The organism is Streptomyces sp. NPDC022910 (genome assembly GCF_055561075.1).
The window spans coordinates 81,708-103,295 of the sequence record NZ_JBVHHL010000021.1; the positions used below are offsets into that span (position 1 = coordinate 81,708).

Consider the following 21,588-nt stretch of genomic DNA (forward strand, 5'->3'; position numbering starts at 1 on the left):
AAGGGACGGATAACCGGTGTCGACGCCGTTCTATGTCTCCCCCCAGCAGGCCATGGCCGACCGGGCGGAGTACGCCCGTAAGGGCATCGCGCGCGGCCGCAGTCTGGTCGTGATGCAGTTCGCCGACGGCATCGTGTTCGTCGGTGAGAACCCGTCCCGTGCGCTGCACAAGTTCAGCGAGATCTATGACCGGATCGGTTTCGCGGCGGCCGGTAAGTACAACGAGTACGAGAACCTGCGTATTGGTGGTGTGCGCTACGCCGACCTGCGGGGTTACACCTATGACCGTGACGATGTGACGGCCCGCGGTCTCGCCAACGTCTACGCCCAGACGCTGGGCACGATCTTCTCGAGTGCGGCGGAGAAGCCGTACGAGGTGGAGCTGGTGGTCGCCGAGGTGGGGGAGACCCCGGAGGGTGACCAGATCTACCGTCTGCCGCACGACGGGTCGATCGTGGACGAGCACGGGTCGGTCGCGGTCGGTGGCAATGCGGAGCAGATCAGCAGTTTCCTGGATCAGCGTCACCGCGACGGTATGACTCTCGCGGAGGCGTTGAAGCTGGCGGTGCAGGCCCTGTCCCGTGACACGAACGGCAGCGAGCGGGAGATCCCCGCGGAGCGGCTGGAGGTCGCGGTTCTGGACCGTACGCGTCCGCAGAAGCGCAAGTTCAGGCGGATCGTGGGCCGTCAGCTGTCGCGTCTGCTGGAGGCGAACGGTGCGGCGACGGCTTCGGAGGCGGAGGACGAGTCCTCCGAGGACGAGGAGTGATCGTTCGCTCCGCTCTGTGAGGAGTGCGGCGCCGCATGGCGCTATGCCGCGCGCCCCGGCCGGGAACGGCCGGGGCGCGCGGCGTTGTGTGTCAGGGGCCTGGAGGGGCTGTGGAGGCTCGTACGACGAGTTGTACGGGGATGTCGCCCCGTTCCGGTGTACGGCCTTCGAGGACGGCGAGGAGGGCTTGCATGCCGCGCTCGCCGAAGAGTTCGGCGTCGAGGCGAACGGTGGTCAGTTCGGGGTCGATGGCGGTGGCGAGGGCGAGGTCGTCGAGGCCGGTGACGGAGAGGTCGTCGGGGATGCGCAGGCCGAGGCGGCGGGCGGCCTTGTAGGCGCCCGCGGCGAGGAGGTCGTCGTCGCAGACGAGGGCGGTGGGGCGGGGGCCGGCGGTGGTGAGGGCGGCTTCGGCGGCGGTGAGGGCGTCTTCGCTGGAGATGGGTGCGTGGGTGGTGCGGAGGGTGGTGCCGGGCACATGGGCGATGCGGGCGGCCAGTTCCCGTGCTCGTGTCTCGAAGGTCCAGGAGGGGATGTCGGCGGCGAGGTGGAGGAAGTGGCGGTGGCCGAGGGTGAGCAGGTGTTCGGCGACCTGTCGTACGCCGTCCGCGATGTCGAGGTTGACGGTTGCGGCGCCGAGGCTGCCTTCGGGGTCGCTGTCGAGCATGACGAGGGGGAGCTGGTCGCCGCGGATGGCGGTGAGGGCGTCGGCGGCCATGGAGGAGGCGATGACGCCGTCGAGTGCGGCTTGTGCGGAGTGGAAGGGGTCTCGGGCGGGGCCGACGCCTTCGGGTGAGGGGTAGAGGACGACGCCGAATCCGTGTTCGGCGGCGACGCGGGCGGCGCCGGTGTAGACGCCGGCGAAGAACTCGGTGGTCAGGGCGGGGACGACGAGGAGGACCGTGCGGGTGCGGCCGAGGCGCAGGTTGCGGGCGGCGAGGTTGGGGCGGTAGCCGAGTTCGCGTGCGGCTTCCCGGACTCGTGCGGCGGTGGTCTCGGAGACGCGGCCGCGCCATTTGTCGCCCAGGACGAGGGAGACGGCGGCCTGGGAGACGCCGGCGGCCTGGGCGACATCGCGGCTGGTGGGTCGCGTGCTACCTCGTGCCACCGTGGGCCTGCTCTTTCGTCTGGACTCGTGGTCAGCGCACATGGTACGTATGACAGGCGACGTTATACGTAAAACTTCACCCACGAGAAGGGCGGGGAATGGCCGCGGGATACCTGGAGATCCTCAGGGCGAGGCACGCCGCGCGCCTGCTCGTGGGGACGCTGGTGGGCCGGCTGCCGAACGCAACCGCGGCGATCGCGGTGGTGCTGTTCGTGCGGGCCGACGGCGGCACCTACAGCCTCGCCGGGGCGCTCGCCGCGGTGTACGGGGTCGCGAACGCGGTGGGGCAGCCGTTGCTCGGCCGGCTCGTCGATCTGCACGGCCAGCCGCGTGTCCAGTTGCCGGCCGCGCTGCTCTCCGCCCTTGCGATGACCGCGTTCGCCCTGACGGGCGTCGAGCCACCCCTATGGGCGTACGCCGCCATGGTTGTCGCGGGGCTCTTCACGCCGCCTCTGGAGGGCGGGCTGCGCGCTCTGTGGCCGGTCGTGCTGCGCCGCAAGGACCAGGTGCCCACGGCGTACGCGATGGATGCGATCGCCCAGGAGGTGATGTTCACCGTCGGCCCGCTGCTGGTGACCGCGTGTGTGGCCCTTTGGTCCGCCCGGGTGGCACTGGTCGTGCTCAATGTCATCGGTGTCCTGGGGGCGCTCTCCGTCGTCGTTTCGCCGCCGTCGCGCACGTGGCGCTCGGCGCCGCGTGCGGCGCACTGGCTCGGCGCCCTGCGCTCGCCCGGGTTGCTCGTGCTGCTCGGTGCGTTCCTGTTCGTGGGGATCGCGCTCGGTTCCATCACGGTGGCGGCCGTCTCGTACGCCGACGGTCACGGGGGCGACGGGGTGTACGGCTGGCTGATGGCCGCTCTGGGCCTGGGCGCCCTGGCCGGCGGCATCGTGTACGGGGCGGGGCAGTGGTCGGGTGTGCCGGAGCGGCGACTGCGTGTGCTCGTGGGACTTTTGGCGGTGTGTTATCTGCCGCTGATGCTGATGCCGGGCGTGGTGGCGATGGTGCTGCTCACGGCGCTCGCCGGGGTTTTTTTGGCGCCCTGTATCGCCTGTGCGTTCATCATCGTCGACCGGCACGCGCCGAGCGGGACGGTGACCGAGGCGTTCTCCTGGCTTGTGACGACCTTCACAGTGGGCGCGTCGGTCGGGACAGGCCTGGCGGGGCCGGTCGTACAGACGGGCGGCGCCCTGTGGGGGTTCGCGGTGCCGGGTGCCGCGGGGGCCGTGTCCTTGCTGGTCCTGCTGGCCACGGGGCGGGTCCTCGCAGCTCCTGACAGGGGTGCGATGGTTGCGGCTTCACCGGAAAATGATCCAAACCGTGCTGTCGAACCCCGTTTCAGCTCAGGGGATCAGGCGTAATGTTCAGTCATGGACCGCCGCATTTTCGGGCTGGAGAACGAGTACGGCGTCACGTGCACGTTCAGGGGACAGCGCCGTCTGTCGCCTGACGAGGTGGCGCGGTACCTCTTCCGCCGTGTCGTGTCATGGGGCCGCAGCAGCAATGTGTTTCTGCGGAACGGTGCCCGCCTGTATCTCGACGTGGGCTCACATCCGGAATACGCGACACCCGAATGTGACAACGTGATCGAACTGGTCACGCACGACAAGGCCGGCGAGCGCATTCTCGAAGGGCTCCTGGTCGATGCCGAGCGCCGCCTGCACGAGGAGGGAATCGCGGGCGACGTCTACCTCTTCAAGAACAACACCGACTCGGCGGGCAACTCCTACGGTTGCCACGAGAACTATCTGGTGGCGCGGCACGGGGAGTTCTCGCGGCTCGCGGACATCCTGATTCCGTTCCTGGTCACGCGACAGCTGCTGTGCGGCGCCGGCAAGGTGCTGCAGACGCCGCGTGGCGCCGTGTACTGCGTGAGCCAGCGTGCCGAGCACATCTGGGAGGGCGTCAGCTCGGCGACCACGCGCTCCCGGCCGATCATCAACACGCGTGACGAGCCGCACGCGGACGCCGAGCGCTACCGCCGGCTGCATGTCATCGTCGGCGACTCGAACATGTCCGAGACGACCATGCTGCTCAAGGTCGGTGCCACGGACCTGGTGCTGCGCATGATCGAGGCGGGCACCGTGATGCGTGACCTCACCCTGGAGAACCCGATCCGGGCGATCCGCGAGGTCAGCCACGACATCACGGGCCGCCGCAAGGTGCGCCTGGCGAGCGGCCGGGAGGCCTCCGCCCTGGAGGTTCAGCGCGAGTACTTCGAGAAGGCCGTGGACTTCTGCGAGCGCCGCGGGATCCGTACGGGCATCGTGGAGCAGGTCCTGGAGCTGTGGGGCCGCACGCTCGACGCGATCGAGTCCGAGGACCTGGACCGGATCGGCACCGAGATCGACTGGGTGATGAAGTACAAGCTCATCGAGCGGTACCGCGCCAAGCACAACATGACGATGTCGCATCCCCGGGTCGCGCAGATAGACCTGGCCTACCACGACATCCACCGTCGCCGTGGTCTGTACTACCTGCTGGAGAAGAAGGGGCAAGCCACCCGGATCTGCAACGATTTGAAGATCTTCGAGGGCAAGTCGGTTCCGCCGCAGACCACTCGGGCCCGGCTGCGTGGCGACTTCATCCGTCGGGCGCAGGAACAGCGCCGGGATTTCACGGTCGACTGGGTGCATCTGAAGCTCAACGACCAGGCACAGCGCACCGTGTTGTGCAAGGACCCGTTCCGTTCGGTCGACGACCGGGTGGAGAAGCTGATCGCCGGAATGTGAGCACGCGTTCCACGCATATCACCGGAACGCAACGCGGGCGTCGTACGTTTGCCGTACGGCGCCCTCGTCACGCCGTAGAGTTGCGCGCACGCCATCAATCAAGATCGACCGATACGAGGCCCCACCGTGCGCCGACGCTCCCTCATCCTTGCCGCTCTGCCCGCCGGACTGGTCACGCTCGCCGGGTGCGGCGACGGCGAGTCCAGCAAGGGCAAGGCCAGCGCAAGCCCATCCCCTTCGGCCCCGGCCACGTCCGCCGCTCCTTCGCCGAAGATCGTCGAAGGGCCGCTGCCGGCCATCACCGCGGGCACTAAGTTCGGCGAGAAGCCGACCGTGGCCAAGGGCACCGGCTCGCCGTCGAAGGACCTCGCGGTCAAGACGGTGATCGCGGGCAGTGGCCAGACGGTCGCGGAGAACGACTTCATCCAGGCGCACTACCTGGGGCAGATCTGGGACACGGCGAAGGTCTTCGACAACTCCTACGACCGCAAGACGCCGCTGGTGATCCAGCTGTCCCAGGGCAGCATCATCGACGGCTGGCGGTATGCGCTGCCGGGGAAGAAGGTGGGCAGCCGGGTCGCGATGGCAGTGCCCCCGACCTGGGGTTACGGCTCGCAGGGCAATTCCCAGGCTGGTATCAAGGGCACCGACACGCTCGTCTTCGTGGTGGACATCGAGAACACGTTCAACGGGAAGAGCTCCGCCAAGGGCAAGGCCGTCGCGCAGGACAACGCCGCCCTGCCGAAGGTGGGTACGAACAGCGACGGCAAGGCCCCGTCCATCGAGGTGCCGAAGGCGAAGGCCCCGACCGGCCTGGTCTCGAACTATGTGCTGGAGGGCGACGGCGACGAGGTCGCGGCGGACAACACCGTGCTGGTGCAGTACAAGGGTGTGCTGTGGGACGGCGGCAAGGAGTTCGACTCCACGTACAGCCGCGGGCAGCTCGCCTCGTTCTCGCTGCAGCAGGTCGTCAAGGGCTGGGCCCAGGGGCTCACCGGCAAGAAGGTGGGCAGCCGCGTGCTGGTCGTCGTCCCGCCGAAGCTGGGATACGGCGACAACCCGCCCTCGGGCAGCGGCATCAAGAAGGACTCCACGCTTGTCTTCTCGGTCGACATCCTGGCGAAGATGTAACCCCTGCGGCGATGTGAGAGTGTCGGAGTTGCCGTAATGGCCTCAAGACGAACAGCAGGAGCTATCGACGTGAGCATCGACAAGCCCGAGATCGACTTCCCGGGCGGCGAGCCCCCGGCCGACCTCGAGATCAAGGACATCTGGGAGGGCGACGGCCCGGAGGCCAAGGCGGGCGACACCGTCTCCGTCCACTACGTGGGCGTGGCCTTCTCCACGGGCGAGGAATTCGACGCCTCCTGGAACCGCGGCACGCCGCTGAAGTTCCAGTTGGGCGTGGGCCGGGTCATCCCGGGCTGGGACCAGGGTGTGCAGGGCATGAAGGTCGGCGGCCGCCGCCAGCTGATCATCCCTCCCCACCTCGCCTACGGCGACCGTGGTGCGGGCGGGCGGATCAAGCCCGGGGAGACGCTGATCTTCGTCTGCGACCTGGTCGGAGTCTGATCCAGGGCGCGGCTGCCGAGGCGGGACCCGTCCGGCCGTCGTCCAGCCACTGGTGGGCCTCCGGCCGGGGGCCCGATGACGGTGCCGTACCGGTCGGGTTCAGATCGCCGTGACGGGCCGGGCACGGAGCCTGTTTCGCGGCGCCGTCGGCCGGGATTCTATGTGCTCGGCCTCTTCCGCCGCGATCCGGCCGTCGGGGCGCGTCCGCTCCGGTGCCGGACCCGGTCGGCGTCCTACGACGGTGGTTCGGGATACGACCGGAAACGATCACCTGGGGCCCATGCCTGTGCGGGCATGGGCCCTCGGCTTTTGTCAGGACACCCGCGAGCGGTACGGTCGTCGGTCGTAAGCATCATGGGGAGGCGAAGGGCGTCGATGGCCATTGCCAAGGCAGAGCGGCTGATGAACCTGGCGCTGTGTCTGCTCGGGACGCGGCGGCCGCTCAGCAAGCGGGAGCTGCGCGAGTCCATCGAGGCCTACGTCGAGGCGTTCGGGCCGGAGAGGGGCGCGGCCGGGTCCGACGACTCCTTCAACCGTATGTTCGAGCGGGACAAGGACGACCTGCGCGAACTCGGACTGGTGATCGAGACCGTCGAGAATCTCGACGGTGAGGTCGGCTACCTGGCCCGACGCGACAGCAACCGGCTCCCGCCCATCACCCTCGACGCCGAGGAGGCCGCCGCCCTGGGCCTGGCCGCCAAGGTCTGGCAGCAGGCCCGCCTCGCCGGCGCCGCCAGTGGCGCGCTGCAGAAGCTCCGCGCGGCCGGACTGCCCGAGGACGTCGACCCCTATGAGGCCCACGGCGCCCTGGAGCCGCGCATCCCGGTGCACGAGGCCGCCTTCGAGCCGCTGATGCTCGCCTGCCGCGACCGCCGCCCGGTCGTCTTCGACTACCGCAAGGCCACCGCCGCCCACCCCGAGCCCCGGCACGTCGAACCCTGGGCGCTCGAGTGCTGGCGCGGCCACTGGTACCTGGCCGGCTGGGACCGCGACCGGGGCGCCGAGCGCGTCTTCCGGCTCTCCCGGATCACCGGCAAGGTGCGCAGCCGCGGCGGCGCTTTCACCGCCCGGGTGCCCGACGTGGTCACCGTCCGCGAGACCGTGGCGAGCTGGGCGGGGGAGACCGCCGACCGCTCGGCCCGGATCAGGCTGCGTACGGGCGCGGGCTACCCGCTTCGCGCGAAGGCCACCGCCGTGCGGGAACTCGGCGACGGCTGGGACGAGTTGGAGATCCCGTACGGCCACGGCCTGGATGCCTGGCTGGTCGAGTTCGGGCCCGACGTCGTGGTCGTGGAGCCCGCGGAGCTCCGGGCCGACGTGGTGGACCGACTGCGCGCCGTGGCCAAGGGCTGAGGGGGAGAGGTACGACAGTGGCAGGCAAACCGGCCAGGCCGACGAACGCCATCGACCAGACCCGGCGGATGCTCTCCCTGGTGACGTATTTGCGGGAGCGCCCCGGTGCCCGTGTCGAGGACGTCGCCCGGGCCTTCGGGATCACCGAGGACGAGCTGGTCTCGGACCTCGATGTGCTGCCCATGTGCGGCACCAGCTTCCGCGGCGGCGATCTGCTCGACATCGACACCGACGGCGAGCGCATCTGGTGGCACAACCCGGCCGCCCTCGGGGCGGACGCGGCCGAGCCCCTGCGCCTGGCGGCCGACGAGGCGACCGCGCTGCTGGTGGCCGCGCGGGCCGTCGCCACCCTGCCGGGCCTGCGGGAGAGCGACCGGCAGGCGCTGCTGCGCGCCACCGCCAAGGTGGAGACCGCGGCCGGCGAGGCCGCGGGTGCCAGTTCGCGGCTCTCGGTCACCTTCGAGTCCGAGGGCGGCGTTTTCGCGGACGTCGACCGGGCCATCTCCGAACGCCGCCGCCTGTGGATCCGCTACTACTCACCGGCCCGTGACGAGGTCACCGAGCGTGAGATCGACCCCATCCGTCTGGTCAGCGTGGGCCACACGTATGTGGAGGCGTGGTGCCGTCGCTCGGAGGCGCGCCGCACCTTCCGGCTCGACCGGGTCGCCGAGATCAAAATCCTGGACGAACCGTCGGCGCCGCCGGAGATCGAGCTGCGCGACCTGTCCGAGGGACTCGTCCAGCCCGCCGCCGAGGACCCCGAGGTGGTCGTCGAGGTCGGCCCGGGCGGTCGCTGGGTCGCCGAGTACTACCCGCACGACAGCGCGGACGAGCTGCCGGACGGCGGACTGCGTATCACCCTGCGGACCCCCGATCCGGCGTCGCTGCGGCGGCTGGCGCTGCGGCTCGGGCGCGACGGCCGGATCGTGTCGCCGCAGGACCTCGCGGACAGCGCTCGCCGGGCGGCCGCCGAGGCACTCGCGGCGTACGACGGGCCGGATGTTGTTCAGGACGGGCTGTACGACAGGCAGGAGCAGGGGCTGTGAGCACATCGGCGATGTCTGGTGCGTCGGAGCAGTCGGATGCGTCGGCCGGTGCGCCGCAAGGGTCCGGGGCAGCGGAGATGTCGGTGCGGACGGCGTTCGCCGGCATGAGGCGGGTGGCCGACGTGGTGTTCCGGGCCGGCTGCCCGGACTGCCGGGCCCGCTTCGAACTGGGGGCGAGCGCGCTGCGGCTGGCCATCGGTGCCACAAGCAAGACCACCTTCTACTCCTTCACCTGCCCCGAGTGCGGTGCGTCCGTCCGCAAGCCGGCCGGGGAGCGCATCGTCGAACTGCTCACCGGGGGCGGGGTGCGGACCCTGAGGCTGCACTCGACCCTCTAGGCTCGGCGTCATGTTCTGGCCGATGCTCGCGATCGCCCTTGGGTTCCTGGGGCTCGCCGTTCTGGGTGTGCTCGCCGTCCGGGTCTTCGTGGAGGCGCAGCGCCTCGGGCGACAGGTGTCGGACTCCGCACGCCGCATCAATCGCGCCGCGGAGGACCTGGAGCGGGCGGCCGTGGCGACGGCACGGACCGTGGACGGGATGTGAACCGGGTGTGAGCCCGGCTGCGCGGGTCCCGGCGCGGTCCGTGCGCCCGTGCGGCCGTTTCTCCGGGCCTGTGCCCTGCTCATCGGGCGCTCTGTGGATCCGGTATGAGTCGCCCCATGGACGCGCAATGAGTTACTTCGACCTGTCTACTTCCCACCGCGGGCAGGTACCCTCTGATCGCGGCCCGGAGAACGAGGCGCGGTCCGCAGACCGGGAGTACGCACAGGGATTGCCTCGCGTTCACCCCTGAGCGTTACGATCGCTGCACATTGGTCGGACATGTGTCCGACCGATCGGACAGCACCCCACCCATGCCGCCTCGGTGAGAAGGTAAAGACTTATGTTCGGAAGGCTCGGAGCTCCCGAGATCATTCTCATCCTCGTCGTCATCATCCTGCTGTTCGGCGCGAAGAAGCTTCCGGACATGGCGCGGTCCCTCGGCAAGTCCGCGCGCATCCTGAAGAGCGAGGCCAAGGCGATGAAGGAGGACGGCAAGCCGTCCGCGCCCGCCGGCCCGCCGAACGACGAGGCTCCCGCGCAGCGCACCATCCAGGCCGCTCCCGGCGATGTGACCAGCTCCCGCCCGGTCACCGAGCCGACGGACACGACCAAGCGCTGACGCACGGCCGGATGCCTCCGGCCTGCCGCACGAGATGAGGACGTGGGTTGCTCAAGCCTGCCCGCAAGGAGAAGGACCCCGAGGGGCGGATGCCCCTTGCGGAACACCTTCGTGAGCTCCGCAACCGGCTCGCGAAGGCGATTTTGGCCATCGTCGTCGTCACGGTTCTGGCCGCCTTCTTCTACAACGACATCATCAACTTCATCACCAAGCCGGTGCTGGACTCGGTCGGCTGCGCCAAGACCTTCGAAGAGCTGGCGAAGTCGCACGACAAGTCCCAGCAGTGCGCGCAGATCACCATCAACGGTCTGCTGACGCCGTTCACCCTGGCCCTGAAGGTCTCCCTGATGGCCGGCGTGGTGCTGGCCTCTCCGGTCTGGCTGTACCAGCTGTGGGCGTTCGTCGCCCCGGGTCTGCACAGGCACGAGAGGAAGTACGCCTACGCGTTCGTCGGGACCGGCGTCCCGTTGTTCCTCGGTGGCGCCTACTTCGCGTACCGGGTGCTGCCCACCACCGCGAAGGTGCTGATCGGGTTCACCCCGCAGGGTGTGAACAACCTGCTGCCGCTGGACGACCTGCTCGACCTGGTCACCCGGATGGTGCTCGTCTTCGGCCTCTCCTTCGAGCTGCCGCTGCTGCTGATCATGCTCAACCTGACCGGGGCACTCAGCGGCAAGCGCATGCTCGGCTGGTGGCGCGCCATGATCCTCGGCATCACGGTCTTCGCGGCCATCGCCACGCCCAGCACCGACCCGCTGACCATGCTGGCCCTCGCCGGACCGATCTGGGTGCTGTACTTCGGTGCGGTCTTCTTCTCGCTGCTGAACGACCGGCGCAAGCGCCGCCGGGAGGCGGAGGGCCCGGACGATGACGAGGCATCCGACTTGGACCTCACCCCCGACGACATCGGCGAGATCGAGGCGGTGTCGGCCGGCGGGGCCCCGGCGGAGCAGCCGGGCACCGACCGGGTCAACGGCTACGACGACGTCACATGACCGGACGGTCACGGCGCGTGCCGGGATGACGAAATCCGCGGGCCCCACCGGGTGTGCCGGTAGGGCCCGTTGCCGTTCCTGCGCCGGTCAACGGCCTGATCCGGATAATGATCGTCCTGTTGTCGGTGGGGCCCGGTACGCTCGAAAGTACGATGACAGAGGACCTCTCACCGGCCGAGCGGTATGCGGCAGCCCGTCTGCGTGCTGCCGAGCAGGCCACCGCACTCGCCTCCTTCCGCGAGATGTACGACTTCGGTCTCGACCCCTTCCAGATCGAGGCCTGTCAGGCACTGGAGGCGGGGAAGGGCGTGCTGGTGGCCGCGCCCACCGGCTCCGGCAAGACGATCGTCGGCGAGTTCGCCGTCCACCTCGCCCTGCAGCAGGGCAAGAAGTGCTTCTACACGACCCCCATCAAGGCGCTGTCGAACCAGAAGTACTCCGACCTGTGTCGCCGTTACGGCACGGGCAAGGTCGGCCTCCTCACCGGCGACAACAGCGTCAACTCCGACGCACCGATCGTCGTGATGACCACCGAGGTCCTGCGGAACATGCTGTACGCGGGCTCGCAGACCCTCCTCGGTCTCGGCTATGTGGTCATGGACGAGGTGCACTACCTCTCCGACCGCTTCCGCGGCGCCGTCTGGGAGGAAGTGATCATCCACCTCCCCGAGTCGGTGACGCTGGTGTCACTGTCGGCGACCGTGTCGAACGCCGAGGAGTTCGGCGACTGGCTCGACACCGTCCGCGGTGACACCGAGGTGATCGTCTCCGAGCACCGGCCCGTGCCGCTGTTCCAGCACGTGCTGGCCGGCCGCCGGATGTACGACCTGTTCGAGGAGGGCGAGGGCCACAAGAAGGCCGTCAATCCCGATCTCACGCGCCTGGCCCGCATGGAGGCGAGCCGCCCCTCGTACCTGGACCGCAGGCGGGGTCGCGCCATGCGCGAGGCCGACCGCGAGCGGGAGCGCAGACAGCGGGCCCGGGCGTGGACGCCGGGCAGACCCGAGGTCATCGAGCGGCTCGACGCCGAGGGCCTGCTGCCCGCGATCACGTTCATCTTCAGCCGGGCCGCCTGCGAGGCGGCCGTCGAGCAGTGCCTGTACGCCGGGCTGCGGCTCAACAACGAGGAGGAGCGGGAACAGGTCCGCGCCCTCGTCGAGGAGCGCACGGCCTCCATCCCGGCCGAGGACCTCCACGTCCTGGGCTACTACGAGTGGCTGGAGGGCCTGGAGCGCGGTATCGCCGCCCACCACGCCGGCATGCTGCCGACGTTCAAGGAGGTCGTCGAGGAGCTCTTCGTCCGCGGTCTGGTGAAGGCCGTGTTCGCGACCGAGACCCTCGCGCTGGGCATCAACATGCCCGCACGATCGGTGGTGCTGGAGAAGCTCGTCAAATGGAACGGCGAGCAGCACGCCGACATCACCCCCGGCGAATACACCCAGCTGACCGGCCGTGCCGGCCGTCGCGGCATCGATGTCGAGGGCCACGCGGTCGTGCTGTGGCAGCGCGGCATGAACCCCGAGCACCTCGCGGGCCTGGCGGGCACCCGCACCTATCCGCTGCGCTCCAGCTTCAAGCCGTCGTACAACATGGCCGTGAACCTGGTCGAGCAGTTCGGCCGGCACCGCTCGCGCGAACTCCTCGAGACGTCCTTCGCGCAGTTCCAGGCCGACAAGTCGGTCGTCGGGATCTCGCGCCAGGTCCAGCACAACGAAGAGGGGCTCGCGGGCTACAAGGAGGCCATGACCTGCCACCTCGGCGACTTCGACGAGTACGCCCGGCTGCGTCGTGAACTCAAGGACCGTGAGACGGAGCTGGCCCGGCAGGGCGCCGTGCAGCGCCGCGCCGAGGCCGCCGTCGCGCTGGAGAAGCTCAAGCCCGGTGACGTCATCCACGTCCCCACCGGCAAGTACGCCGGCCTGGCCCTGGTCCTCGACCCCGGTCTGCCCGCCGGCCGCTCCAACGGCCATCGCGGCTTCGAGTACCACGACGGCCCGCGCCCCCTGGTCCTGACCGCCGAGCGGCAGGTCAAGCGGCTGGCGTCCATGGACTTCCCGGTGCCCGTCGAACCGCTGGAGCGGATGCGCATCCCGAAGTCGTTCAACCCGCGTTCGCCGCAGTCCCGTCGCGACCTCGCCTCCGCGCTGCGCACCAAGGCCGGGCACATCCCGCCGGAGCGGCATCGCAAGAAGCGCTCCGCGGCCGCCGACGACCGCGAGATCGCCCGGTTGCGCGCCGCACTGCGCGCGCATCCCTGCCACGGGTGCAACGACCGTGAGGACCATGCCCGTTGGGCCGAGCGCCACCACCGGCTGATGCGCGACACCTCGCAGCTGGAGCGCCGCATCGAGGGCCGTACGAACACCATCGCCCGCACCTTCGACCGCATCGTCGCGCTGCTCACCGAACTGGACTACCTGCGCGGCGACGAGGTCACGGAACACGGAAAGCGCCTGGCGCGGCTGTACGGCGAACTGGACCTGCTGGCCAGCGAGTGCCTGCGCGAGGGCGTCTGGGAAGGGCTCGCCCCGGCCGAACTGGCCGCGTGCGCCTCCGCATTGGTGTACGAGGCCCGGGTGAGCGACGACGCGATGGCGCCGAAGGTGCCGTCGGGCAAGGCGAAGGCCGCGCTCAGCGAGATGGTGCGGATCTGGGGCCGACTCGACGCCCTGGAGGAGGAGTTCCGGATCAACCAGACGGAGGGCGTCGGCCAGCGCGAGCCGGACCTGGGCTTCGCCTGGGCCGCGTACATGTGGGCGAGCGGCAAGAGCCTCGACGAGGTCCTGCGCGAGGCCGAGATGCCGGCCGGCGACTTCGTGCGCTGGAGCAAGCAGGTCATCGACGTGCTCGGCCAGATCGCGGCGGCTTCTCCTGCGGAGGGCTCGACCGTGGCGAAGAATGCGCGCAAGGCGGTTGATGGGTTGCTGCGGGGTGTAGTGGCCTATTCGTCGGTGGGATAGCCCGGGACAGCCCCTGGCGGCCGGGCGCTGTCCGTCAGGTTCGGCTGGTGTGGTCCGGCGGGTGCGGGTGCGGGTGCGGGTGCGGGTGCGGGTGCGGGTGCCGGTGCGGGTGCCGGTGCGGGTGCCTTGTGGCTGGTCGCGCCCACGTGGCCGAGCCGCACCATGTCACCGCCCGCGCCCTTCAGGGGCGCCCGCCCGGTGGTTCAGAAACGCCCGCCAGCTGCCGTACGGTGTGATGTCCTCGGCGTCCACGAGGGCGCTCGGCTCGCACAGGAAGCCCGGGACATGGGTGCCGTCCGCCAGTTCGACCCGGCCCAGGGCCATCGGGCGGGGGAGCGCGGTCAGGAGGCGCCCCAGGCCCTGGGCCGGCAGGCGCCAGACCTCCGCCTCGATCGCCGCTCCGCCCTCGCCGACGTGGACCAGGCCGGGCTTGGGCGGGTCGGTCGCAAGGGCGTGCAGGCGGTAGACGGGGGCCGTCGTGGTCGTGGCGTCGAGACGGGCGCCGAGCGCCAGGAGCTGAGGGTTCAGGGGCTGGCCGGTCAGGTGTGCGCCCACCACGGCGAGGCGGGTCTCCGGCTGAAGGCCGTGGGCGATCCCTGCCAGCCGCTCGTCCGTGAACGCCGGGCCGATCAGCATCACACCGAAGGGCAGTCCGTCCACCTCGCCGGCGGGGACGGCCACCGCCGCCAGGTCGAAGAGGTTCGTGGAGTTGGTGAACCGGCCCAGGCGGGCGTTGGCGCCCAGCGGATCCGCGGCCACCTCGGCGAGAGTGGGGTGGCCCGGGGCGGTGGGGAGCAACAACGCGTCGGCGTCGGCCAGTTCGGCGAGGGCCCGGTCACGCAGGGCGGCCAGCCGGTCCTGGTCGGCGAAGAGCTGATGCGCCGGGACGTCACGAGCACGGGTGATGATGCCGGCGACGGTCGGGTCGAGGCCCTCACCGCCCTCTGAGATCAACTTGTCGACAAAGCTCCCGATCGCCGTGTAGCGCTCGGCGACGAACGCACCCTCGTACAGCATCGTGGCGGCCTCGGTGAAGGGCGTGAGGTCGATGGTCCGCACCTCGGCGCCCGCGTCGGCCAGCCGGGCGACGGCGGCCTCGTACGCCTCGGCCCAGCCCTCGTCGAGCTCGCCGAGCATGGCGAGCGGCGGGACGGCGATGCGCCACGGACCGGGGGCGCGCTGGGGGAGCGGCGGCAGGGCGCGGCCGGGCGGGGACGCCATGTGTGCCAGGGCCTGCTGGGCCTCCGGCAGCGTACGGGCGAAGACCGTGACGCAGTCGATCGAGGCGCAGGCGGGAACCACACCGGTCGTGGGGACGAGACCACGGGTGGGCTTCAGGCCGACGATGCCGTTGAAGGCGGCCGGGACGCGGCCCGAGCCCGCGGTGTCCGTGCCGAGGGCGAAATCGACGATGCCGAGCGCCACCGCCACGGCGGAACCGGAGCTGGAGCCGCCGCTGATCCGGTCCGGGTCATGGGCGCCTCGGACCGCGCCGTAGGGGGAGCGGGTGCCGACCAGCCCGGTCGCGAACTGATCCAGGTTCGTCGTGCCCAGCAGGAGCGCACCGGCCGCGCGCAGGCGGGCGACGACCGGGGCGTCCGCCTCCGGCATGTAGGCGTACGCGGGGCAGCCGGCGGTGGTGGGCAGCCCGGCCACGTCGATGTTGCCCTTCGCGGCGAACAGGCGGCCGGCGAGGGGGAGGCGTTCTCCGGCGGCCACCCGCTCATCGATCGCCTCGGCCTCGGCCTCCGCCTCGGCCCGCGGCCGCAGGTCGATCCAGAGCTCCGGGCGGTCGACCGCCACGATGCGCCCGTAGGCGGCACGGACGCGGGACACAGTCGTGGACATGCGTGCTCCTTGCGTGTTCTCAACTCGCGGCCGGGGCCAGCACGACCAGCGCCGTCCCCGCCTCCACCTGGTCGCCGGGCCTGGCCAGCACCTCGGCCACCACACCGGCGGTCGGCGCGTGCACCCGGGACTCCATCTTCATCGCCTCCAGAGCGAGCAACGGCTGTCCGGCCGCCACCTCGTCACCCGGCCGGACGTTCACCTGCCACACGGACGCGGCGAACTCGGCCTCCACCAGTCGGCCGCCCGCGGGAACCGTCACCTCGGCCGGGGGCGCCGCCGGTGCGGCCGCCGACTCCGCCCGGGCGAACTCACCCGCCACCTCCCAAGCGTCGCGCTCCGCCGCGAAGGCGGCCTGCTGGCGGGACCTGAATCCGGCGATCGAGTCCGCGTTCTGGGCGAGGAACGCCTGGTACTGCGCCAGGGAGAACACGCCCTCCTCGATGCGGGGGACGAAACGACCCGACGTGATGTCCGCGCGGAGTTCGAGCAGCTCGTCGGCGCCGACCGGGTACCACTTGATGCGGTCGAAGAAGCGGAGCAGCCACGGCGAGCCCGGCTCGAAAGCCCCCCGCTGCTGCCAGCCCGACCACACCTGCGTCGTACGGCCCACGAACTGGTAACCACCGGGGCCCTCCATGCCGTAGATGCACAGGTAGGCGCCGCCGATGCCGACCGAGTTCTCGGCGGTCCAGGTGCGGGCGGGGTTGTACTTCGTGGTCACCAGGCGGTGGCGGGGGTCCAGCGGCGTGGCCACGGGTGCGCCGAGGTACACGTCGCCCAGACCGAGTACCAGGTACTCCGCGTCGAAGACCGTGCGGTACACGTCCTCCACCGAAGCCAGTCCGTTGACGCGGCGGATGAACTCGATGTTCCAGGGGCACCAGGGCGCGTCGTCGCGGACACCGGCCATATAGCGGGCGATGGCCTCGCGGGTGGCCGGGTCGTCCCAGGACAGGGGGAGGTGGACCGTGCGGGACGGAACGACCAGTTCGTCGGTGGGTGGAAGGGAGGTGACCAAGTCGCTGACCGCCGACAGCAGTTCCGGCTGAGGGAGCCTTGCCGGGTCCGTCTGGATCTGGAGGGAGCGGATGCCGGGAGTCAGGTCCGTGACTCCGTTCAGGCATGCCTGTGTCACCGCCTCCATCAGTGCGTGCACCCGCATCCGCAGCACCAGGTCGAGCTGCATGGGCCCGAATTCGACCAGCAGGTTGTCGTCGCCGCTGCGCCGGTACGTCACATCGCCGTCCCGGGCCAGTACCCCGCCGTCCACGATCGCGGGCCGTGGTGCGCCGTCGTCGGCCAGCGGAGCGAAGCGGACCGTGTCTCCCGGGCGCAGCTGGCCGAGCTTCCAGCGCTCCCAGGTCGCCACCGTCGCCGGGCAGACGAAGCCACCGAGTGAGGGGCCGTCCGGGCCGAGCAGTACCGGCATGTCACCCGTGTAGTCGACGGCACCGACCGAGTACGGCGTGTCGTGGATGTTGGACGGGTGCAGGCCCGCCTCGCCGCCGTCGGAGCGGGCCCAGCGCGGCTTGGGCCCGACCAGTCGCACGCCCGTCCGGGCCGAGTTGAAGTGGACCTTCCACTCGGCGGCGTAGAAGTCGTGGATGTCCTCCTCGGTGAAGAACTCCGGTGCGGCGTGCGGGCCCTCCAGGGCCCCGAGCAGCCACGACCGGGTGAAAGCCGGGCGGTCGGCCGTGGGTACCGGGGTGCCCGTCGTCAAGGTGCCGCCGTGCAGGACGTCTCCCGTGCGCAGTGCCCGGCCGCCGTGGCCGCCGAACCGGCCCAGCGTGAAGGTAGATGCGCTGCCGAGGAAAGGGGCGACGTCCAGGCCGCCGGCGACCAGCACATACGTGCGCAGTCCGTGTGCCTCCGGTGTGCCGATCTCCAGGACGGCGCCCGCGGGCACCGTCACCGGCTCCCACTGCGCGACCGCCCTGCCGTCCACCGTCACCGGTGCCGGGGCGCCCGTGACGCACACGGTCGTCGGGTGCGTGAAGCGCAGGGCCGGCCCCTGGAGCGTGCACTCCAGGCCGGAGGCGCCCTCCGTGTTCCCGAGGGCCCGGTTGCCGAGCCGGAAGGAGAGGTCGTCCATCGGGCCGCACGGGGGCACGCCCACCTGCCAGTAGCCGGTGCGGCCCGGCCAGTCCTGGACCGTGGTGAGGGTCCCGGCCGTCACGACCTCGATGCGCGGGGTCGGGTCGGTGATGGCGGCGAGGGTCGCGGTGGAGTGGGCGGCCGCCCGGACGTGCCGGTCCGCCAGCGCCGCGCGCACCAGCCCCAGGTTCGTCTCGATGCCGTCCATCCGGGTCCCGGCCAGGGCGTGGTCCAGCCGCCCCAGCGCCTGCTCCCGGTCCGGGCCGAATGCGATCACCTTGGCGAGCAGGGGGTCGTACGAGGTCGTGACCTCCGTGCCCGTCTCGACCCAGCCGTCCACGCGTACGCCCTGCGGGAACTCGACCCGGGTCAGCAGGCCCGCGCCGGGCCGGTGGCCGCGGGAGGGGTCCTCGGCGTACAGACGGGCCTCGACGGCGTGGCCGCGGGGCGGGCCCGGGTCCCGCACGACAGCGCGGTCGCCGCGCGCCAGCCGTAGCATCCAGGCGACCAGGTCGACGCCGTAGATCTCCTCGGTGACCGGGTGCTCCACCTGGAGCCGGGTGTTGACCTCCAGGAAGTACGCCTCCTCCCGGGCGGCGTCGTACACGAACTCCACGGTTCCGGCGGAGCGGTAGCCGACCGAAGCGCACAGGTCGCGTGCGGCCGCAGCGAGTTGTGCGCGCACCTGAGAAGGCAGATTCGGTGCGGGTGCCTCCTCCACCACCTTCTGGTTGCGGCGCTGCAGGGAGCAGTCACGGTCGCCGAGGGTGACGACGCGACCTTCGCCGTCGCCGAAGATCTGTACCTCGACATGGCGGGCGTGCTCGACGAGCCGCTCCAGGAAGACTCCGGCGGAGGAGAAGGAAGCGGCGGCGACCCGCTGCACCCGCGCCCAGGCGTCGGTCAGTTCGTCTGCGGAGCGACATGCCGACATACCGATGCCCCCGCCGCCCCCGGTCGCCTTGAGCATCACGGGATAGCCGATCGCGGACGCCTGACGCAGCGCTTCGTCCAGGGAGCCGAGCAGGCCCGTGCCGGGTGCCAGCGGCACTCCCGCCACCTCGGCCGCCGCCCGCGCCGTGTGCTTCGTGCCGAACAGCTCCAGTTGCTCGGGCGTCGGACCCACGAACACGATCCCGGCGTCCTCGCAGCGGCGGGCGAACGCAGCGTCCTCGGACAGGAAGCCGTAGCCGGGGTGGATCGCCCCCGCGCCGGTGTCCTTGGCCGCCTTCAGCACCAGGTCCGCGTCGAGGTACGACTCCTTCGCGGGAGCAGGGCCGAGCCTTACGGCCTCGTCGGCGAGGCGGACATGGGGAGCCGAGCGGTCCGGGTCGGAGTACACGGCGACCGTGCGCAGGCCGAGTTCGCGCGCGGTGCGGATGATGCGGACGGCTATCTCGCCGCGGTTGGCGACCAGCAGGGTGTCGAAGGTCATGCGGCGTCCCCCTGGCCGGTGCGCCCGGCGATCGTCATCTCCACGGCCGTCGGCTCGAAGCCGTTGCACGGGTTGTTGATCTGGGGGCAGTTGGAGACCAGGACGAGCACGTCGCGTTCGGCGCGCAGGGTCAGGGAGAGACCGGGGGCCGAGATGCCGTCGACGATGCCGAGCGTGCCGTCCTTCTCGACGGGCACGTTCATGTACCAGTTGACGTTCGAGACGAGGTCGCGCTTGCCCAGGCCGTGCTTGGCGCCCTCCGCCAGGAAGTTGTCCACGCAGGCGTGCTGTGACCACGTGTGGTGGCCGTAGCGGAGCGTGTTCGACTCCTTGGAGCAGGCGCCGCCGACCGTGTCGTGCCGGCCGACGTCGTCGGCGACCACGGTCATCAGCGGGGTGTGTTCGTTGGAGAGGATCACGCTGCCCGTGGTGAGGAAGATGTTCCCCTGCGCGTGGATCGTGTCGGGCGCGCTGTAGCGGACCGACGTGTCGTGGGCGTCGTACACGAGGAAGTCGACGGCCTGGTTGCCGTGGAGGTCGGTGATGGTCAGCGTCTCGCCGGCGCGGACGACGCACGACCAGGCGGCACGGGCCGGAACGACGGTCTTCATGCGAGCCCCCTCGCGGCAAGGAATTCGGCGGTGTTCAGGAAGGCACGGCGGCCCTCGGGAGTGGCCTCCCACAGCGGATTGCCCGGGCGCGTGGCCTCCGCGCGCCAGGCGAGGACCTCCAGCGGGGTGCAGACATAGTCCGGGCGGGGATCGGCGGGGTGCGGGACGTTCGCGAGGAGCACCGTGAGGTCCTGCTCGGCGCGCAGGGTGACGCTGCCGCCCGGACCGGCCGAGCCCGTGAAGTCGAGGGCGCCGTCCTCGCGGACCTCCACGCCCTGGAAGAACGACAGCGAGGGCGGCAGGTCGCGCGGCTGAAGGCCGTTCTTGGCGGCGGCGAGCTTGAACAGCTCGCGCCCGGCGGGGGACGCGGACTGCGGCGTACCGTCCCCGTACCGCGCTGTGTTGCGTACGAGCGTGGAGGTACCGCACAGCGCGTCGTGCCGGCCGGAGGTGTCGGCGACGACCGAGGCGAGGACGCGGCCCTGGTCGGAGAGGAGCAGCTGCCCCTCACCGAGGTAGGCGTTCCACTGCACCTTGACCGTGTCGGCGACGTTCAGCCGCTCCCAGGGGCGGTCCGCGACATGGAGCAGGAGGTGCGCACAGGCGTCGCCGCGCAGGTCGGTCAGCCGCAGTTCCGTGCCGCGGGCCAGCACCTTGTGCGTGTAGTTGCCGCCCGCCACCGTCTCCGCCCACACCAGGTGGCCCGCCTCGCACGGCGGCGCGGGCCAGGCGCTCGCCGGCACGACGGGCATGGCCTCGGCACGGGTGCCCTCCTGTGCCCGGGCATGGTCGCGTGCTCCGTAAGTGGTCGCTGTCGCCATTGCGGGGACCTCCGGGTGATCCGGTGACTGCTGTGCTTATTTCTGTCGCGCGACAGAAATTAGGCGGGGGTGGGGTCGCCGCCGTGTCCCGGGTGTTGCCGCTCGGTTACCGATCCCTCACCGGTCGCGCCGTAGCGATGGTCGAGGCGCGTCGTGCCCTCTCGCGCGGAGTCGCCGTGGGGCGGGCGTGCTGGGCTCGACCGAGATCGCCGTACGCCGTCGTGTGCGAGGATCGAACGCATGGGAACCGGTGGTGGGCGGCGGGTCGGCAGGCCGCGGGCGGCGCAGCGCCCCGAGAGCGGGCTGTCGCCGCGCGACGAACTCCTCTCCGCCGCCGCCGAGTTGTTCACGACTCGGGGCTATGCCGCCACCACCACCCGGGCCGTGGCCGAGCGGGCCGGAATGCGGCAGGCGTCCATGTACCACTACGTCTCCGGCAAGGAGGAACTGCTCGCCGAACTCCTGGAGTCCACCGTCACCCCCTCGCTGGCCTGTGCGCGCGAGCTGCTCGCCGAGGACGCCGTCCCGGCCGAGGAGCGGCTGTGGGAGCTGTGCCGCACCGACGTGGAGCTGCTCTGCGGCGGTCCGTACAACCTCGGCGGTCTGTATCTGCTGCCCGAGGTCCGCACCGAGCGCTTCGCCGGCTTCCACGCCGTACGGGCAGAACTCAAGGACACCTACCGGCAGTTGCTCGCCGCCACTGCGTCGGGCGGTGCTCTGGCCAAGGGTGAGCTGGATCTGCGGACGGATCTGGTCTTCGGCCTGATCGAGGGCGTCATCCTCGTCCACCGCTCCGATCCGGAGCGCCCGGTCTCCGTCTTTGCGGAGGCGACGGCGGACGCGGCACTGCGCATCGCCGGAATCTGACGGTCTCTCAGGTCACTTCCGCGAAGAGCGTTGCACTCGCTGAGGGGACCGGCTTCGTACGCCCGTACGCCGTGACGGACAGTGTTCGAACAGCGTCGCATTGTGTAAAACGCCGAGCGTACTCCTGCCTCGGTAGGCATTTCAGGTGCTTGCTGAATATGACTCGGCGATGATCCGGCCGGACTAAGCTCGCCCGCGACGCACCGAGTTGAGGTGAA

The 21,588-nt window shown here is 70.7% G+C and carries 18 protein-coding genes; 13 read left to right on the forward strand and 5 right to left on the reverse strand.

What is annotated here, in order from left to right; all coding sequences use genetic code 11:
- Positions 1 to 16 precede the first annotated feature (16 nt).
- Complete coding sequence (gene prcA / locus ACZ3TS_RS21220; RefSeq protein WP_467620021.1) at positions 17 to 769, forward strand: proteasome subunit alpha; 753 nt, start codon at positions 17 to 19, stop codon at positions 767 to 769.
- 91 nt (positions 770 to 860) lie between these two features.
- Here the strand turns inward: prcA and ACZ3TS_RS21225 are convergent, their stop codons facing one another.
- Positions 861 to 1,874 carry a LacI family DNA-binding transcriptional regulator gene (locus tag ACZ3TS_RS21225; protein WP_467620023.1) on the reverse strand — a complete coding sequence of 338 codons (1,014 nt, stop codon included), beginning with the start codon at positions 1,872 to 1,874 and terminating at the stop codon, positions 861 to 863.
- 98 nt (positions 1,875 to 1,972) lie between these two features.
- Between ACZ3TS_RS21225 and ACZ3TS_RS21230 the strand changes: the two genes are divergently transcribed.
- The 11 genes from ACZ3TS_RS21230 (at position 1,973) to ACZ3TS_RS21280 (ending at position 13,691) form a co-directional block, all read left to right on the forward strand.
- Positions 1,973 to 3,232 (forward strand): MFS transporter, encoded by a 1,260-nt coding sequence (locus ACZ3TS_RS21230; RefSeq protein ID WP_467620025.1) that lies wholly within the window; start codon positions 1,973 to 1,975, stop codon positions 3,230 to 3,232.
- 9 nt (positions 3,233 to 3,241) lie between these two features.
- Positions 3,242 to 4,603, forward strand: coding sequence for a Pup--protein ligase (gene pafA, locus ACZ3TS_RS21235; protein WP_467620027.1), 1,362 nt, complete (start codon positions 3,242 to 3,244; stop codon positions 4,601 to 4,603).
- A gap of 126 nt (positions 4,604 to 4,729) precedes the next feature.
- Complete coding sequence (locus tag ACZ3TS_RS21240; RefSeq protein ID WP_467620029.1) at positions 4,730 to 5,734, forward strand: FKBP-type peptidyl-prolyl cis-trans isomerase; 1,005 nt, start codon at positions 4,730 to 4,732, stop codon at positions 5,732 to 5,734.
- Positions 5,735 to 5,803: 69 nt separating this feature from the next.
- Positions 5,804 to 6,175 (forward strand): FKBP-type peptidyl-prolyl cis-trans isomerase, encoded by a 372-nt coding sequence (locus ACZ3TS_RS21245; RefSeq protein ID WP_467620030.1) that lies wholly within the window; start codon positions 5,804 to 5,806, stop codon positions 6,173 to 6,175.
- 375 nt (positions 6,176 to 6,550) lie between these two features.
- Positions 6,551 to 7,528: a helix-turn-helix transcriptional regulator gene (locus ACZ3TS_RS21250; protein WP_467620033.1), complete on the forward strand. Its 978-nt coding sequence runs from the start codon at positions 6,551 to 6,553 to the stop codon at positions 7,526 to 7,528.
- 17 nt (positions 7,529 to 7,545) lie between these two features.
- On the forward strand, positions 7,546 to 8,574 hold the full coding sequence (locus tag ACZ3TS_RS21255; RefSeq protein ID WP_467620035.1) for a helix-turn-helix transcriptional regulator: 1,029 nt from the start codon (positions 7,546 to 7,548) through the stop codon (positions 8,572 to 8,574).
- A gap of 77 nt (positions 8,575 to 8,651) precedes the next feature.
- Positions 8,652 to 8,912, forward strand: a complete 261-nt coding sequence (locus ACZ3TS_RS21260; protein WP_236041782.1) for a CpXC domain-containing protein — start codon at positions 8,652 to 8,654, stop codon at positions 8,910 to 8,912.
- 10 nt (positions 8,913 to 8,922) lie between these two features.
- Positions 8,923 to 9,117 (forward strand): hypothetical protein, encoded by a 195-nt coding sequence (locus ACZ3TS_RS21265; RefSeq protein ID WP_467620037.1) that lies wholly within the window; start codon positions 8,923 to 8,925, stop codon positions 9,115 to 9,117.
- A 340-nt stretch (positions 9,118 to 9,457) separates the two neighbouring features.
- On the forward strand, positions 9,458 to 9,736 hold the full coding sequence (gene tatA / locus ACZ3TS_RS21270; RefSeq protein ID WP_467620038.1) for a Sec-independent protein translocase subunit TatA: 279 nt from the start codon (positions 9,458 to 9,460) through the stop codon (positions 9,734 to 9,736).
- Between the two features lie 47 nt (positions 9,737 to 9,783).
- The gene (gene tatC, locus ACZ3TS_RS21275) at positions 9,784 to 10,731 is read left to right on the forward strand and encodes a twin-arginine translocase subunit TatC (RefSeq protein ID WP_467620040.1); all 948 of its coding nucleotides are present in this window, start codon (positions 9,784 to 9,786) and stop codon (positions 10,729 to 10,731) included.
- 107 nt (positions 10,732 to 10,838) lie between these two features.
- Complete coding sequence (locus ACZ3TS_RS21280) at positions 10,839 to 13,691, forward strand: DEAD/DEAH box helicase (RefSeq protein ID WP_467620043.1); 2,853 nt, start codon at positions 10,839 to 10,841, stop codon at positions 13,689 to 13,691.
- A gap of 165 nt (positions 13,692 to 13,856) precedes the next feature.
- Here the strand turns inward: ACZ3TS_RS21280 and atzF are convergent, their stop codons facing one another.
- From atzF to ACZ3TS_RS21300, 4 genes are read right to left on the reverse strand one after another with little or no spacing between them, the layout of a single operon-like run.
- On the reverse strand, positions 13,857 to 15,539 hold the full coding sequence (gene atzF, locus ACZ3TS_RS21285) for an allophanate hydrolase (RefSeq protein ID WP_467620046.1): 1,683 nt from the start codon (positions 15,537 to 15,539) through the stop codon (positions 13,857 to 13,859).
- A 19-nt stretch (positions 15,540 to 15,558) separates the two neighbouring features.
- The gene (locus ACZ3TS_RS21290) at positions 15,559 to 19,071 is read right to left on the reverse strand and encodes a 5-oxoprolinase/urea amidolyase family protein (protein ID WP_467620048.1); all 3,513 of its coding nucleotides are present in this window, start codon (positions 19,069 to 19,071) and stop codon (positions 15,559 to 15,561) included.
- A complete protein-coding gene (locus tag ACZ3TS_RS21295) occupies positions 19,068 to 19,682 on the reverse strand; it encodes an urea amidolyase associated protein UAAP2 (RefSeq protein WP_467620050.1) in 615 nt (204 codons plus the stop codon). Before ACZ3TS_RS21295 ends, ACZ3TS_RS21290 begins: the two co-directional genes overlap by 4 nt.
- On the reverse strand, positions 19,679 to 20,503 hold the full coding sequence (locus ACZ3TS_RS21300; protein ID WP_467620053.1) for an urea amidolyase associated protein UAAP1: 825 nt from the start codon (positions 20,501 to 20,503) through the stop codon (positions 19,679 to 19,681). The genes ACZ3TS_RS21295 and ACZ3TS_RS21300 overlap by 4 nt, the downstream gene beginning before the upstream one ends.
- Before the next feature lie 240 nt (positions 20,504 to 20,743).
- On the opposite strand from ACZ3TS_RS21300, the gene ACZ3TS_RS21305 reads away from it, so the two are divergent.
- Complete coding sequence (locus ACZ3TS_RS21305; RefSeq protein WP_467620054.1) at positions 20,744 to 21,370, forward strand: TetR/AcrR family transcriptional regulator; 627 nt, start codon at positions 20,744 to 20,746, stop codon at positions 21,368 to 21,370.
- Positions 21,371 to 21,588: the final 218 nt, after the last annotated feature.